Annotated in this window: 13 protein-coding genes; 1 reads left to right on the top strand and 12 read right to left on the bottom strand. The window is 62.5% G+C overall.

Annotated elements, in window-relative coordinates:
- Position 1: 1 nt before the first annotated feature.
- The 9 genes from bamA to dnaE all read right to left on the bottom strand — a co-directional run bounded on the left by bamA (position 2) and on the right by dnaE (position 12,850).
- Complete coding sequence (gene bamA, locus ACX3OZ_RS00830; protein ID WP_459095316.1) at positions 2–2,131, bottom strand: outer membrane protein assembly factor BamA; 2,130 nt, start codon at positions 2,129–2,131, stop codon at positions 2–4.
- A 183-nt stretch (positions 2,132–2,314) separates the two neighbouring features.
- Positions 2,315–3,451 carry an RIP metalloprotease RseP gene (gene rseP, locus ACX3OZ_RS00835; RefSeq protein ID WP_459095315.1) on the bottom strand — a complete coding sequence of 379 codons (1,137 nt, stop codon included), beginning with the start codon at positions 3,449–3,451 and terminating at the stop codon, positions 2,315–2,317.
- Positions 3,452–3,490: 39 nt separating this feature from the next.
- Positions 3,491–4,351 (bottom strand): phosphatidate cytidylyltransferase, encoded by an 861-nt coding sequence (locus ACX3OZ_RS00840; RefSeq protein ID WP_459095314.1) that lies wholly within the window; start codon positions 4,349–4,351, stop codon positions 3,491–3,493.
- Complete coding sequence (locus ACX3OZ_RS00845) at positions 4,348–5,109, bottom strand: isoprenyl transferase (RefSeq protein ID WP_459103646.1); 762 nt, start codon at positions 5,107–5,109, stop codon at positions 4,348–4,350. Before ACX3OZ_RS00845 ends, ACX3OZ_RS00840 begins: the two co-directional genes overlap by 4 nt.
- Before the next feature lie 29 nt (positions 5,110–5,138).
- On the bottom strand, positions 5,139–5,693 hold the full coding sequence (gene frr, locus ACX3OZ_RS00850; RefSeq protein WP_459095312.1) for a ribosome recycling factor: 555 nt from the start codon (positions 5,691–5,693) through the stop codon (positions 5,139–5,141).
- Positions 5,694–5,711: 18 nt separating this feature from the next.
- Positions 5,712–6,431 carry a UMP kinase gene (pyrH, locus tag ACX3OZ_RS00855; RefSeq protein WP_459103647.1) on the bottom strand — a complete coding sequence of 240 codons (720 nt, stop codon included), beginning with the start codon at positions 6,429–6,431 and terminating at the stop codon, positions 5,712–5,714.
- A gap of 205 nt (positions 6,432–6,636) precedes the next feature.
- Positions 6,637–7,563: a translation elongation factor Ts gene (gene tsf, locus ACX3OZ_RS00860; protein WP_459103648.1), complete on the bottom strand. Its 927-nt coding sequence runs from the start codon at positions 7,561–7,563 to the stop codon at positions 6,637–6,639.
- A gap of 72 nt (positions 7,564–7,635) precedes the next feature.
- Complete coding sequence (gene rpsB, locus ACX3OZ_RS00865; protein ID WP_459103649.1) at positions 7,636–8,421, bottom strand: 30S ribosomal protein S2; 786 nt, start codon at positions 8,419–8,421, stop codon at positions 7,636–7,638.
- 973 nt (positions 8,422–9,394) lie between these two features.
- Complete coding sequence (dnaE, locus tag ACX3OZ_RS00870; RefSeq protein WP_459103650.1) at positions 9,395–12,850, bottom strand: DNA polymerase III subunit alpha; 3,456 nt, start codon at positions 12,848–12,850, stop codon at positions 9,395–9,397.
- Between the two features lie 355 nt (positions 12,851–13,205).
- Between dnaE and ACX3OZ_RS00875 the strand changes: the two genes are divergently transcribed.
- Complete coding sequence (locus ACX3OZ_RS00875; protein WP_459095307.1) at positions 13,206–13,859, top strand: YoaK family protein; 654 nt, start codon at positions 13,206–13,208, stop codon at positions 13,857–13,859.
- Between the two features lie 50 nt (positions 13,860–13,909).
- Here the strand turns inward: ACX3OZ_RS00875 and ACX3OZ_RS00880 are convergent, their stop codons facing one another.
- The 3 genes from ACX3OZ_RS00880 to ACX3OZ_RS00890 form a co-directional block, all read right to left on the bottom strand.
- Positions 13,910–14,107 (bottom strand): DUF2798 domain-containing protein, encoded by a 198-nt coding sequence (locus ACX3OZ_RS00880; RefSeq protein WP_459095477.1) that lies wholly within the window; start codon positions 14,105–14,107, stop codon positions 13,910–13,912.
- A 289-nt stretch (positions 14,108–14,396) separates the two neighbouring features.
- A complete protein-coding gene (locus ACX3OZ_RS00885; protein ID WP_459095306.1) occupies positions 14,397–14,618 on the bottom strand; it encodes a DUF2798 domain-containing protein in 222 nt (73 codons plus the stop codon).
- Between the two features lie 314 nt (positions 14,619–14,932).
- Complete coding sequence (locus ACX3OZ_RS00890) at positions 14,933–15,730, bottom strand: hypothetical protein (protein WP_459095305.1); 798 nt, start codon at positions 15,728–15,730, stop codon at positions 14,933–14,935.
- Positions 15,731–15,956: the final 226 nt, after the last annotated feature.

Here is a 15,956-nt window from a genome sequence, read left to right on the forward strand (position 1 = left end):
TCTAGAACAAGGTCGACATGGTCAACTGGAAGACCTGGGTACGATCCGAGGTCGACTTGTTCATCACGTGGGCGAAGTCGCCACGCAGCGGGCCAAACGGGCTGTCCCAGATCAGCGAGGCGCCGATCGAGGTCCGCCACGGCACGTCAGTGCTCGCCGTATCGACGGCGTTGGTGCCATCGAGACGCGGCGTATTCACGCCATCGACCCAGGCAGCGTCAGCCCACAATGCACCCGACAGACCGTAGCTCTCAGGCAGGCCCGGAACCGGGAATTGCACTTCAGCGGAGAGGCCAGCATAGGCGACGGCACCAAGATACTCGCCAGTGGTCAGACGCGGGCCAAGGCCACGACCTTCAAAGCCACGGATGAGCTGCGGACCCGGGATGAACGCCTCGACCGAGTGAACACCATTGCCGCTCAGATCGTTGACGATACCGGCCTGGCCACGCAGGCTGGCGACGATGCCGCTATCCTGGATCACGGGGACGAAGTAGCGCGCCCGAGCCTCGGTCTTCACCAGGCTATGATCCCAGCCGATATACTGCTGGCTGAAGCTGGCGAACAGGCCTTCGGTCGGCTTCTTGGTGTCATCAAGACCATTCCAGGTCAGGCTGTAGCCAACGAATGCCTTGTAGAACTCCTGGCCATCGGAAACGACCGTCGATGCGGGCGGCTTGCCCGGATCGTCAGCAATGACCTTGCGCTCACCACCGACGAACACGGTACCCGACAGATCGCCGGTCAGCGGCACGCCGACGCGGAACTGACCGCCAGTTGCCTGCGAGCCGTAGAAGCTGGCAGCGTTTTCTTCGTTGATGCGATGATAGACGTCGACGCCGGTCGAGACCTTGAGGCCCATGAAGCGCGGCTCGGTGAACGAGAAGTCAAAGGTACGGCCGGCCTGCGAGGCACCAATGGCGGCGCGCAGATACTGGCCACGACCCAGGAAGTTCCGCTCGGTCAGCGAGATCTCGCCCAGGACACCGTCCACGGTGGAGTAACCGGCAGTGGCGCCATATTCACCCGTCGAGGTTTCGGTCACGGCGATGTTGATCACCACCTTGTCAGCCGACGAGCCCGGGCCAGTGGTCACGTCCACAGCCGAGAAGAAACCGAGGCCATTGATGTTTTCGCGGCCACGCACCAGCAGTGCACGATTGAACGGGTCGCCTTCGGCAAACTCCAGCTCACGGCGGATCACGAAGTCACGGGTCTTGGTGTTGCCGGTGACGTTGATGCGCTCGACATAGAGGCGCGCACCTTCATCGACCAGATAGGTGACATTGAACTTGCCCGACGCCACGTCACGATCGAGGCGAGCCCGAACGTCGACGAAGGAATAGCCCTGGGTCGTGGCTTCGTAAGCCATTTCCTCGATCGTCTGCTGCAGATCAGCAACCGAATAGGAGCCGCCCTGCCCGGTCTGCACCGTGCTCTTGAGCGCGTCGGTGTTCAGTCCGTCGATGCTGGTTTCAATACCGACATTGGCGAACTGGTACTTCTGGCCTTCATTGACGGTGAAGTTGATGAAGTAGGCGTTCTTGGTGGCGTCATATTCACCAACAGCATTCACCTGCGCGTCGGGATAGCCACGGTTGGCGTAATAGAGGCGGATGCGCTCACGGTCGATGGCGAGCTTCTGCTCATCATAGCCATCATCCTTGAGCAGCCAGCTCAGCAGGCCAGTTTCCTTGGTGAGCATGGTGCTCTTCAGGCTATTGGCGCCGAATGCGTTGTTGCCAGTGAAGTTGATCGCGGCGATGCCCGCGCGATTGCCTTCGTTGACATTGAAGATGACGCGGACGCGGCCATCGGCCGTCGCCTCGGAGCGCGCCGTCACGGAAACGGAAAGGAAGCCGTCGCGGTCATAGGCCTGACGGATGCTCTCGATATCGGAGTTGACCCGCTGCTGGGTGAAGATGCCGGAAGCCGACACATCGACCATGGCCAGCAACTGGCTATCGGAGAAGCGGCGATTGCCCTCAAAGAGAACTGCGCCAACCAGTTGTTCCTGGGCCTGCGCAGTTACAACTCCAAGAAGCGGAATGCTGGATCCGGCCAGTGGCGCTGCACCCAGTATCGCAAGCGCCAGAAAAGCGCCGCGCATCAGCTTGGTGGGATTGATCATATTATTATTGCCTCTGCGACCATGCCTGAGGAATCGCCATGCACAGCGCTCCCCCAGACTAACTCCATTGCACCGTTTTACCGTCTTTTTAACCAAGGACAAGGCTGAAGCCTCGACGCGGTTAGCAAATGATTGGTGCTCTTGTATTCCTGCAACACCTTGCGAACCAAGGCTAACCAGAGGTTAACGCAGGATTCCGAAGTATGCAAAAATCGTGTCGTTAAAGAGCGTGAACACCATGAGCGCAAGAACCAGGGCGAATCCAAAGCGGAACCCCATTTCCTGCACCCTCATGGAGAGCGCACGCCCTCTGACGGCCTCAACCAAATAATACAGAAGGTGCCCGCCGTCGAGCATGGGAACCGGTAAAAGGTTGAAGATACCGATATTTAGCGAGAGCAAGGCGGTCAGATTTATGAGTGCGATAATGCCCAGTGTCGCCACTTCGCCGGAAACCTTGGCCACTTTGACCGGTCCGCCCAGCTGCTCGACGTCGCCCCGCCCAACGAAAAAGTCCCCCAGGAACGCCGCTGTGCGCTGGATGATGAAGCGGATTTCCTCCACCGTCATGCCGACGGCCTCGACCGGGCCCGGCCGATAGAGGCTGACATCGGTCTGTGCCACGTCACGGCTCACGCCGATTCTGCCGATCTTCTGCATATTGCCGAAACGGTCTTCTACCTCGACCACCTCGGGCACCAGTACGATGGTTTCCGAGGTGCTGCCGCGATCCAGCTCAACCGTCACCGGTCGCGCCGGGCTGGTGGCAACCAGCCGCTGGAAATCCTCAAACCCCCGCACGGCATAGCCGTCGACGGCGATGATGATGTCACCCGGCTCGATCCCGGCGGTCTCCGCCACGGAACCAGCGATCACCGCGCCGACAACCGGCGGAATGGTGTAGCGGCCATAGCCCAGCAGCAGGGCATAGAGGATGAAAAACGTCAGCAGCACATTGGCGATGGGACCGGCGGCCACCACGGCGATGCGCTGCCAGACATTCTTGTTGGCAAACAGTCGCGGCGCCAGCGCTGGATCGACATTGGCGGTTGCCTCGGGGTCCGGCACGCTGGCTTCGTTCATGTCGCCGACAAAGCGCACATAGCCGCCCAGCGGGATCGCCGAAATGCGCCAGCGTGTCCCGTGCTTGTCGTCCCAGCCGATCAGCTCGCGGCCGAAGCCCACCGAGAAGGTCTGGATCGCCACCCCGTTCCAGCGCGCCACCAGATAGTGGCCCATCTCATGGACGAAGACGATGACCGTCAGCACCGCCAGGAAGGGCACCACGTAGGACAGCAGCCAGTAGATGAATTCGAACATGGTCTTCCTTGCTTGGTCGAGCGCCGGGCGCTCGTGGCCCTACCAGTAAAGCAGGCCCTCGGCGACCGCGCCGTAGCCGGCATGCAGGCCGCCGACCAGCAATACCAGCAACACGCCAAATGTGAGGCTGTCGAGCCGGTCCATCAGCCCGCCATGGCCGGGGATGATATCGCCGCTATCCTTGATCCGGAAATGCCGCTTGATGCCGCTTTCGGTCAGATCGCCGAGTTGACCCAGCACGCTGATCGACGCCGACAGCACCAGCCCGATCCACCAGGGCGAATCCGTCGCCACCACCCAGACCAGCAGCCCTGCCCCGGTGCCCAGCGCCAGCCCGCCCAGCGCGCCCGACCAGGTCTTGGACGGCGAAATCCACGGCGCGAGTTTTTCCCCGCCGATCTGTCGACCGGTAAAGAACGCCGCCGAATCCGTCATCCACACCACAGTGCCGAGATAGATGCCGGCCCAGACACCGGTAATCGTGTCGCCCCGCATGGCCAAAGCGGCGATGATGATCGCGCCATAAATGCACAGGCCGAGCACCCGCCATGGCGCCCCTTCGCGCCGCATCGTCAGCGCCACGACGCAGGCCACGGCAATCACCGCGATGGTGCCCAGCGGCCCGGTTAGCGGATAGATCAGGCCCGACAGGCCCACCAGGCCGATCAACACCCAGCCCGACGTCGAGGGCGCGGCCCGCGACACCATGGTCTCCCATTCGCGATAGGCGCCGGCAAACACCGCCCCCACCACGGCGGCGAACACATAGCTGCCGATATACAACGCCGACGCGGTCAGCGCGATCAGCACCATGGCCGACGCGAGGCGCGGGCCGAGATCGGACCACAACCGCCGACGATTTTGGGAATTTTCTGACGAAGGATCGCCGGGACTGGTCAAGGTTGCACAGCCTCGATACCGCCGAAACGCCGGTCACGCTGGGAGAAGGTCTCAAGCACGCGGATGAAGCTGGCCTCGCCAAAATCGGGCCAATACTCATCGACGAAGACGAATTCGGCATAGGCCGCCTGCCACAGCAGGAAATTGGAAATGCGCTGCTCGCCACTGGTGCGGATGATCAGATCGGGGTCCGGCAGGCCGGCGGTATAGAGCGCCGCGCCAATGGTTTCCTCGGTGATCGCCTCGGGCGCCAACTCCCCGGCGGCAACCGCCTGGGCGATACGGCGCGTCGCATCGACGATTTCGGCCTTGCTGCCATAGTTGAAGGCCACAATCAGCACGAGGCCGCTATTGGACGCCGTCTTGGCCTCAACATCATTGATCAGCCGCACCAGGCTCGCATCGAGCCCCTCGCGCCGACCGATGATGCGCACCTGCACATTATTGCGGATCAGGCTTTGCAGATCGGACGCAACAAAGCGGCGCAGCAGATTGAAGATGAAGGAGATTTCATCCTTCGGACGGGTCCAGTTCTCGGACGAGAAGCTGAACACCGTCAGATGCGGCACGCCATAGGTGATGCACAGCTCGACCAGATTGCGCAGCGCCTTGACGCCCTCGATATGGCCTTCGGTCCGGCGCTTGCCGCGGGCTTTCGCCCAGCGGCCATTGCCGTCCATGATCACGCCGAGATGGGCCGGAATCCGCAGGCGTTGCCGCTGGGCAGGATCGATGGTGAAGGCTGGATCAATGGACATCTACGCCCTCCTGGCGCAGTTCAGCCGGCTTAGACCTGCATGATTTCTGCTTCTTTGGCCGCGACCACCTGGTCGATCTCGGCCACGGCGGCGTCGGTGGCCTTCTGGACCAGGTCGGTCTGCGCGCGCGCATCGTCCTGGGCCATATCGCCGTCCTTCTCCGCCTTCTTCAGCGCATCCATGCCGTCGCGACGGATATGGCGCACCGCCACGCGGGCGGCCTCGGCGTAGTTGTGGGCGACCTTGGACAGTTCCTTGCGGCGCTGCTCGTTCAGCTCGGGCAGCGGCACGCGGATGATCTGCCCCTCCCCCATCGGATTGAGGCCAAGCCCGCTGTCGCGGATCGCCTTCTCGACGGCATTGGCCATCTGGCGGTCCCACACCTGCACGCTCAGCATGCGGGGCTCGGGCACGGTGACGGTCGCCACCTGGTTCAGCGGCATGCGCGAACCATAGGCCTCCACAGTCACCGGTTCCAGCAGGCTGGCACTCGCCCGGCCAGTGCGCAGGCCGACGAGTTCATCGCGCAGCGAGGAAATCGACTTCTGCATACGGGTTTTAATATCTGCGAGGTCATAGGCCATACTATTCGTCCTTCTAGGCTAGAGCGGCTTGCCGACGCGCGTGAAGCGGGTAGTTCCCGCCAAGACACCAGCGAGGCCGGCCGCGTCGTCGAGCGCATATACGATTATCGGCATGTCGTTGTCGCGGGCAAGCGCAAATGCCGCAGTATCCATCACCCGCAAGTTCTTGCTGATGACTTCGTCGTAGCTGACGGCCTCATAGCGCGTTGCATCGGGATTGGTCACCGGGTCTGCGGAATAGACCCCATCGACCTTGGTGCCCTTGAGCACGACGTCACATTCCAGCTCGATAGCGCGCAAGGTGGAAGCGGTGTCAGTGGTAAAAAATGGATTGCCGGTGCCGCCGCCGAGAACCACCACATAGCCGTCCTCCAGCGCCTGCTTGGCGGCGCGGGCGGTGAAGGCATCGGCCACGGTCGGCATCGAAACGGCGCTGTAAGGCTTGCACTTGCGGCCCTGGCGGCTGATGGCATTGCTCAGCGCCAGCGCGTTGATCATGGTGCCCAGCATGCCCATCATGTCGGCAGTGACCCGGTCGGTGCCATCAGCAGCGCCGGCCATGCCGCGGAAAATATTGCCGCCGCCGACCACGATCGCAATCTCGACGCCGGTATTGGCGACATCGGCGATCTGCTTGGCCACGGCCTGCAGGAATGGGGGTTCGATACCGAAGGAGTTGTCTCCTGCCAGCGCCTCGCCCGAAACCTTGAGGAGAATGCGTTTATAGGCAGGTGCCATCGGCAGACCCCTCTTTCTGAAAAACGGACGGGGCGCCGAATCCGGCAACACCCGCATGACCCTATGGCAAAACCGCCTTCAACAGAAGGCGTCGCACCACTGGAAACTACATTACGGCAGGGTTTTGCGCTCAATCCCAGCTCGGATAAACCCTGCGGGAGAGCGGCGGACGGGCCCTTGGGCCCATCCGCAATCAATCGGCGTCTTACTTGACGCCGGCAGTGGCAGCGACTTCAGCGGCGAAGTCGGTCTCGACCTTCTCAATGCCCTCGCCCAGCGCAAAGCGCACGAACTTGGTCAGCTTGATCGGGGCGCCAGCGTCCTTCTCGGCATTCTTGATCACGTCGGCGACCTTGGTTTCGCCGTCGACCACGAACACCTGCGACAGCAGGGTCACTTCTTCGAAGTACTTGCGCATGCGGCCATCGACCATCTTCTCGGCGATCTCGGCGGGCTTGCCCGATTCCTTGACCTGCTCGAGAATGATCGCACGCTCGCGCGCCACCACGTCCTGGTCCAGCTCTTCCGGCGCAATCGCCTGCGGCTGGGCCGCTGCGATATGCATGGCAAGCTGCTTGCCCAGGGCCGACAGCACGGCCTTGTCGCCAGTCGACTCGAGCGCCACCAGAATGGCGATCTTGCCCAGGCCAGCCTTGACGGCGTTGTGCACGTAGCTTTCGACCACGCCATCGCTGACCGAAACGGTCTGCGTGCGGCGCAAATTCATGTTCTCGCCGATCTTGGCGATGGCAGCGGTCAGTTCGGCCGAAACCGAATGGCCCGAGCCGGGATACGGCATTTCGCCGAGCTTGACCACGTCGCCATCGGCGTCGAGGGCCAGCGTGGCTGCATTGCCGACAATGCCCTGGAACTGTTCGTTGCGCGCAACGAAGTCGGTTTCCGAGTTCACTTCGACAGCGGCGCCCTTGGCGCCGTTGACGGCAACGCCAACCAGGCCTTCAGCGGCCACGCGGTCGGCCTTCTTGGCAGCCTTGGCCAGGCCACGGGTGCGCAACCAGTCGATTGCTGCTTCCATGTCGCCGTTGGTCTCGGCCAGAGCCTTCTTGCAGTCCATCATCCCGACGCCAGTCGCGTCGCGGAGCTGCTTGACCATTCCTGCAGTGATTTCCATAGGTTCACCTCTTGGCGGCCCCTTTCAAGGGGCCGCATTGGTTCAAATCGGAACGAAGTACGCGAAGCGTGCTTAGTTAGCGGCGGGTGCGACGGGCTCAGGCGCCTCGACCGGCAGCTCTTCAGCCGGGGTCAGGTCGCCAGCGCCGAGGTCGGCGCCGAGTGCGGACGACGAACGGCCGATACCGTCGATGGCAGCCTTGGCAACCAGCGAGACATAGAGCTCGAGAGCGCGGCTGGCGTCGTCATTGCCCGGAATGGCGTAGTCGACGATATCCGGATCACAATTGGTGTCGACGATGGCGATGACCGGAATCCCCAGACGGCGGGCTTCCTTGATCGCGTTCGCTTCCTTGTTGGTGTCGATGACGAACAGCAGGGACGGCAAATTGCCCATGTCCTTGATGCCGCCCAGGTCGCGCTCAAGGCGTTCCTGTTCGCGGCTCATCATCAGGCGCTCCTTCTTGGTGCGCAGCGCCAGATCATCTTCGCTCATCGATTCGAGCGTACGCAGACGCGAGATCGAGTTCGAAATGGTCTGCCAGTTGGTCAGCGTGCCGCCGAGCCAGCGGGAGTTCACGAAATACTGGGCGGACTGCTTGGCAGCCTCGGCGACCAGCGGAGCGGCCTGGCGCTTGGTGCCAACGAACAGCACGCGGCCACCGTCAGCAACAGTGTCCGAGATCAGCTGCAGCGCGCGGCTCAGGGCCGGCACGGTCTGGCTCAGGTCGAGAATGTGGATGTCGTTGCGAACGCCGAAAATGTAGCGCTCCATCTTCGGGTTCCAGCGGTGCTTCTGGTGACCGAAGTGAACGCCTGCTTCGAGCAGTTGACGCATAGAGAAATCGGGCAGTGCCATGATGGCTGCTCCTAGTTTACCGGTTGATGCCGCCACGAGATCTTGCGACGGTTTCCCGTCACCGGATGGCTTTTCGATTGCTCGAACCGCCTGCCTCGTGTGTGAAATCGCGCTGACTCGCAGTCAAACGCATGCGCCATATAGGGGAAGACGGGAAAAAGAGCAAGGGTCGTGCCAAAGCGCCGCCTGTGTGCGGTTTTCGAGCGATGATGGCGAGACGCTGCCTCGATATTAGTTTTTTGATAGTGAGCCAGTCGCCTCGCCATCACGTCGGGATTTTCGCAGGTTGGTTCAGGTACGCCAATGTTGCAGACGCAGCTGCCGGTTTCCTCTGCCCAATGGGAGCGACCTCCCATCCCCGACCGTCCCCACGCTCATCACTCGTCATGATCGCGCTCTGGCGTGGGCGATGAGGGGAGTATGCGGGAGGAATTGGGGGCGGGGATAAGATGGATAAGTTGACGCCCTGCCCCCCACAGATCGTCGCCCTCGGGCTTGACCCGAGGGCGACTGAACTTGCTGCGGCAGGGGAAGTATAGAGCCCTCGGGTCAAGCCCGAGGGTGACGGCTGGGGGAAGGAGCACGGACGTCGCAGTCGACACCCTCCCCCTTGCGGGGAGGGATCAAGGGTGGGGGTGGTTTGGCCCGGTTATCGGGGCTCTCGCACCCCCTCCCGGCTCGATCACGGACTTAGCGAAGGGCTACGTCCTATCTCGCTCTCCCTCCCCGCAAGGGGGAGGGTGGAGCCGGTGGTTGGGCAAAATCTCATCCCACCCACCGTGTCGCCCCGGCCTTGCGCCGGGGCGCATCCCCAGATGGCGCCAGTTCCCCCATCTCAGGATGGGTCCCGGCTCAAGGCCGGGATGACATCGCGTTTGTGGGAGCTCTCCGGGCAACACGGCTCCGCACCTGCAATTTCCACTGCATTAACAGCGACTTAGCCGACCCATCGGAATCAAATCCCCAAGCCCCCTCAGTGAAACCTTACATCCGTCACGCCATCCAGCGCCTTGATGCCGCCGGCGACTTCGGCGGTGAGCCGGTAACTGCCCGGCAGTTCGACCTCATATTCCCGGGCGCCGCCGTCGCGGATGACGACGAAGTTCACCTTGCCCTCGCCGCCGCGCTTGAGCTGGGCGCTGATCGAGCCGAGGGCCTGCGCGCCGCCGGCGAAAATCGTCAGCCGGCGCTCAATGGTGTCCTCGATGCCGTCAATGGCCTGGGCCGAGAGCAGGCGCAGGCTGATGCCTTCGGCACGCTCGTCGGCGCCCACTTGCAGGATCACCGACTTGCCCGGTTGTAGTAGCGCGCCGAACTCGTTGATCTGCTCGGAAAAGGCGATCACTTCAAAGCCACCGGTCTGGTCGGACAGTGTCAGGATCATCATCGGCGTGCCCTTGCGGGTACGGCGATCCTGCCGACCGCTGATGGTGCCGGCCAGTCGCCCGGCTGACGCCCCATCCTTCACCGCCCGCTCGAAATCGCCCCAGCGCTGCACCCGCAGCTTCTCGAACAGGTCGGAATAGGCGTCGAGCGGATGCGCCGACAGATGGAAGCCGATGGCCGACAGCTCGCGGTCGGCCCGCTCGGTGGTGCTCCAATCAGGAATGCCCGCCGGCAGGCGGACGGGCTCGGGCTCGCCGGCGTCGAACATGTTCCACTGGCCCTGACTGCGCTCATGGGTCAGCGACTGCGCCATGCCCATCACCGCCTCGATAGCGGCAAAAGCCACTTCGCGGCGCGGCACGATAGCGTCGAAAGCGCCGGCATTGGCCAGCGTTTCCAGCGTCCGCTTGGACAGCACGCGCGGATCGACGCGGCGGGCGAAATCGCCCAGATCCTTGAACGGCGTGTCCCCGCGCACTTCCACGATATGCTCGGCCACCTGCCGGCCGACCCCCTTGACCGCGCACAGACCATAATGAATGCGCTTGTCCTTGACCGAGAACACCACCTGCGAGCTGTTGATGCAGGGCGGCACCAGCTCGATGCGGTTGCGCTTGGCCTCGCTGCGGAACTCGGCCAGCTTGTCGGTATTGCCCATATCCAGCGTCATCGACGCGGCCAGGAACTCGTGCGGATAATGCGCCTTGAGAAAGGCGGTCTGGTACGACACCAGCGCATAGGTGGCGGCGTGGCTCTTGTTGAAGCCGTAATTGGCGAATTTGGCCAGCAGGTCGAAAATCGTATCGGCCTGGGCCTTTTTCAGCCCGTGGGTGATCGCTCCCTCGCGGAAGCGCTCGCGCTGCGCGTCCATCTCGGCCTTGATCTTCTTGCCCATGGCGCGGCGCAGCATGTCGGCTTCGCCGAGCGAGTAGCCTGACAGCAGCTGGGCGATCTGCATCACCTGCTCCTGATAGACGATGATGCCATAGGTTTCGTCGAGCACCTGGGACAGCTCGGGGTGGGGATATTCCACCTCTTCGCGACCATGCTTACGGTCGTTGAACAGCGGAATATTGTCCATCGGACCGGGGCGATACAGCGCCACCAGGGCGATGACGTCCTCGAAACGGTCGGGCTTCATGTCGACCAGCGCGCGGCGCATGCCGGCGCCTTCCACCTGGAACACGCCAAACGTGTCGCCGCGGGCGTAGAGCTCGTAGGTCGGCTTGTCGTGGATGGAAATATCTTCGATGCGGAAGCTGCCGCCATCCAGATTGACCATGTTCACGGCATACTGGATCGTGGTCAGCGTCTTGAGGCCGAGGAAGTCGAATTTGACCAGCCCGGCGGCCTCGCTCCACTTCATATTATACTGGCACACCGGCATGTCGGAGCGCGGATCGCGATACAGCGGCGCCAGATCCTGCAGCGGTCGGTCGCCGATGATGATACCGGCGGCGTGCGTGGACGCGTGGCGGAACAGCCCTTCGAGAACGCGGGCGATGGCCACCAGATCGGCGACCGTCTCGTCCTCGTCGGCCATCTGCTTGAACTGCGGCACCTCATTCATGGTGCGCTCGATCGAATAGGGATCGGCCGGATTGGCCGGCACCAGCTTGCACAGCCGGTCGACCTGCCCATAGGGCATTTGCAGCACGCGACCGACGTCGCGCAGCACGGCGCGGGCCTGCAGCGTTCCGAAGGTGATGATCTGGCTCACCTGCTCGGCGCCGTATTTCTGCTGCACGTAATGGATCACCTCTTCGCGGCGATCCTGGCAGAAGTCGATATCAAAGTCGGGCATCGACACGCGTTCCGGATTGAGGAAGCGTTCGAACAGCAGATTGTAGGCGAGCGGGTCGAGGTCGGTAATGGTGGTGGTATAGGCCACCAGCGAGCCGGCGCCCGAACCACGGCCCGGGCCCACCGGAATGCCCTGCGACTTCGACCAGCGGATGAAGTCGGCCACGATGAGGAAGTAGCCAGGGAACTTCATCGAGGCGATGATGCCCAGCTCGAATTCCAGCCGTTCCCAATACTCCTGCTCGGTCTTGCCCGGCGCCGGGCCGCGACTGGCGAGGCGGGCACGCAGCCCCTCCTCCGCCATGGCGCGCAAAGCCGCGGCTTCGGCGGCGACGGCATCGTCTTCGCTCAGATCGGGCGCGGCGGCGAATTTGGGCAGGATCGGGCTACGGGTGCGCGGCCGGTAGGAAATGCGCTGGGCCACCTCGATGGTGGAATCCAGCGCCTCGGGCAGGTCCGAAAACAGCGCGGCCATTTCGGCGCGGGTCTTGAAATAATACTGGTCGTTGAGCTTGCGGCGCTCGGTCTGGGCCAGCACGGTGCCGCCGGCAATGGCCAGCAGCGCATCATGCGCCTCGAATTCCTTGGCAGATTTGAAGAAGGGCTCGTTGGTCGCCACCAGCGGAATGCCCTTGCGATAGGCATAATCGATCAGGCGCGGCTCAACCGCCGCTTCCTGCACCCGGCCATGGCGCTGCAATTCGATATAGAAACGGTCGCCGAACAATTCGGCCAGCCGGTCGAGCCGGCGGATGGCATTGGCGTCCTGCCCATGGGCGAAAGCCATGTCGATGGCGCCCTCGGGGCCGCCGCTGAGACAGATGATATCGTGCAGACCTTCGCGGGTCAGCCAATCGAGCTGCGCCCGCGCCGTGCCGCCATCGCCCTCGATGTAGGATTTCGACACCAGCCGCGACAGATTGGCAAAGCCGTTCTCGGTCTGCGCCAGCAGCACGACGCTGGATTTGCCAGCCCAGGCCACCTGCCCGCGCTCGCTGACCCGCTCTTCGCTGGCGGCAAAATCGATGGCCAGTTCCACCCCGGCCAGTGGCTGAATGCCCTTCTTGCTGGCCTTTTCGGAGAACTCGAGCGCCCCGAACAGATTGCCGCTATCGGCAATGCCGATGGCCGGCTGATTGTCATCCTTGGCGAGCTTGAGAATGGCATCAAGCTGCAGCGCACCCTCAAGCAGGGAATAGGCGGAATGGACGTGAAGGTGAATAAAGCCGGGACTGGTCATGATGGCCCTTTATGACCGGCCCGGAGCGATGATCATACCGCTCGCGGACCGCAATCCACAGGGACCGTCACACGAGTCGGGCCAACATATCCATCCAGGTGAGCGAACCGATGGTGAAGGCGCCAAGCGTGACGAAGGCGGCGAGGTCCTTGATGAAAGTGAGCATCTGCATCTCCCGTGTTGCTATAATGTTCTTATAGGTTCGTCCTTTGTTCTTGTCCAGTGTGGGCAATGGGAACAGCGGGGATTGGCCAGCCCTGGTTAACGAGACGTTAGGAAATGAAGCTGGGCGGTTGACCTGACCACCGATAATGCGTGCAGTGCCGCCACGCCGCCCTGCCCGTCCGAGGAATCGATGACCCCCACGCCCCAACTCAGTCTCGGCCTGCTGCTCACCGCCGCAGCCGGCTTCGCCGACGTGGTCGGCTTCATCGAACTGGGCGGCCATTTCATCTCGTTCATGAGCGGCAACATCACCCAATTGGGCGCGGGGCTGGCGCAGGGCATGTGGCCGGTGGCGCTGCTGACGGGCTCGCTGGTCGGCCTGTTCTTTCTTGGCAGCCTCGCCGGTTCGCTGCTGGCGCTGATGGCCGGGCCGCGCTGGGGCTCCAGCGCCGTCACCGCTCTGGTGCTGGCCAGCTTCATCGCCACCCTGCTGCTGGCCTTGGCCGGCTTCGTCCCCGGCCAGTTCATGCTGGTGCTGGCGGCGGGCGCCGGCGCGCAGAATGCCATTCTGCCGGCTGCCGGCTCGGTGCGGCTGGGCACCACCTTCGTCACCGGCACTTTGTTCGCGGCGGGACAGGATCTGGCGCGGGCGCTGCATGGCCTGGTGCCGCCGTGGCGCTGGGCCCAGCATATGCTGGTCTGGGCCTCGCTGCTGCTGGGCGGCTTGCTCGGCGGCTGGGGCTATGCCCTGGTCGGCATCAACACTCTGCTGGTGCCGGCGCTGATCTATCTCGGGCTGCTGGTGTTTTTCGTGGCCCGGCCGCCGCTGCGGCACGCCGCCTGAGCGGCAAACAAAAAGGCCGGAATCGCTCCCGGCCGTTTTATGTTGGTCAGCTACGCCTTGGCAGGCGGGGCGATCCGATGCGCCAGCTTGAGAGCAATCGGGCTCACCACACTGCTGATCAGGAAGGCCACCGGCCAGGCAATGGCAAACGCCAACGGCCAACGCGGCAGGAACTCACTCCCGGCATTGAGAAAGCCCATGACGCCCGACATGGCCAACGCCATCATGAACGTCATGAGCAGCTGCATCACGAATTGGGTTTTTCTTGGCAAAAATCTACTCTCCAACAGGCCGGCACTGACAAAGAACACGCTCCGCCAGCATCACCACAAAATTTGAAACTTGTGACGCCGATGGAACGCTTGCGCGCCGAATCCCGCGAGTACGGGGCCGGATACCAACCGCCAGCTTCTTTTCGACCTGGATTAAGTAGGAAGCGCAAGTGACTCCGTCAACGGCAGAGTTCGCAAGTCTGCTTCCCGCTTCGTGGGCGGATAGACGAGGCCGGGATTGCTCCCGGCCGTTTGTGTTTTCGGCTTATGCCTTGGCGGGCGGCGCGATGAGGAAGGCCAGCTTGAACGCGACCGGGGTCACCACCTGGGTGACGATGAAGGCAACCGGCCAGGCGATGGCGAAGGTCAGCGGCCAATGCGACAGGAAGTCCTGCCCGGCACTGACGAAGCCCATGATGCCTGACATGGTCAGCGCCATCATGAAGGTGATGAGCAGCTGCAAAACGATCTGGGTTTTCTTTGGCAAAGTCTAATCTCCAACAGGTCTGACACTGACGGAGAGCATTCCCACGCCAGCATCACCCCACATAAAAGGTGTGATGCCGATGGGACGCTTGCGCGACGAATCCCGCTTGTACGGGGCCGGGATACCAACCGGCTGCTTCTTTTCGACCTGAATTAACTAAGAAGCCTAAGTGACTCGGTCAACGGAAAAATCCGCATGCCAGCTTCCCGTTTGGGTGGCTGAGACCAACAGAAACGCCTGCCGGAAATAACCAGCAGGCGTCCGAAAACGGCAACCAGCCCTGAGCAAAAGCCAAGCGCTGCACCGGACTGCGGCTAGGATCGCGGCGTCCCCACCTCGAAGCAGGACTGGCCATTGACGAAGGCAGTCGACGGGGTGCCGGCAAAGGTTTCGGTGAAGGCGCCAGGAAACAAGATAGATCCGGCGAAAATATCGCCCGACACGCCCGTAGAGGGCAGGACGCCTGCCCATTGCTGGAGCATTTCGGCGCCATTGGCCAGTACCGTGCCACTGCCGCAGGTCAGCGTGTTCTGCACCGTTTCGATTTTGCCGTAGGAGTTGGCCTCGAGGAAGGCGCGCAGCGTGCTGTCATCAATCGTATAGTCGATGAAGAAGCGCGCATACGGCACCTGCAGGCCGGCGTTCAACAGCAGCGAATTGGCGCCAAAATCCCAGCCGATGCCAGCATTCCCGAGCAGGCCGACGCCCAGCGTTCCGGCATCGCCGGCGATGCCGAGCAGACGAACTTGCATGTCCTCGAGCCCCTTGATGAGGGAGATCGAGGCGTTGATTTCACCGCCATAGACGAAATTGCTGGGATTGACGTTGGTGTGGCGCAGGCCGACGGCGAGATGGGGATTGAAGCCGTCGCCGATGGAAAAGCTGAGCCCGATAAAGCCGGTGGTGTCCCAACGATCCGAACCGGCCGATCCAGTCGGCGCCGAACAGGCGTTCCCGCCGTAAGCAAACCCGCTGTTGCCCTCGAGCCCGGCATAACATCCGCTCACTGCGGGAGCGGCCCATGCCGACGCGGTCAGGGCAAGCCCGCCGACCATGCCAAGGGCAAGCAGCCCAGCACCAAGCGCCGCGCGCGGCAGGAAAGAATCAAGCATTGGTAGGCCCCCATTTTTGCCATCGTGTAGATACGGTCGTGGCAAAACGGGCAATAGGCTAGCGACGCTATGCTACTGAGCCTTCTGCTTTTTTTCTGGCTGGACTTGTGGGTGTCCTGCGTTATGCGCCCATGGACATGGCCCATTCGCCATTTCCTGCAAGCAAAATGTCAGCCGGGACGACACAGTGGGGCGGAGACATCGCGCCCACCTCAGCAAACGAAAA

It is taken from the genome of Devosia sp. A369 (assembly GCF_054489345.1).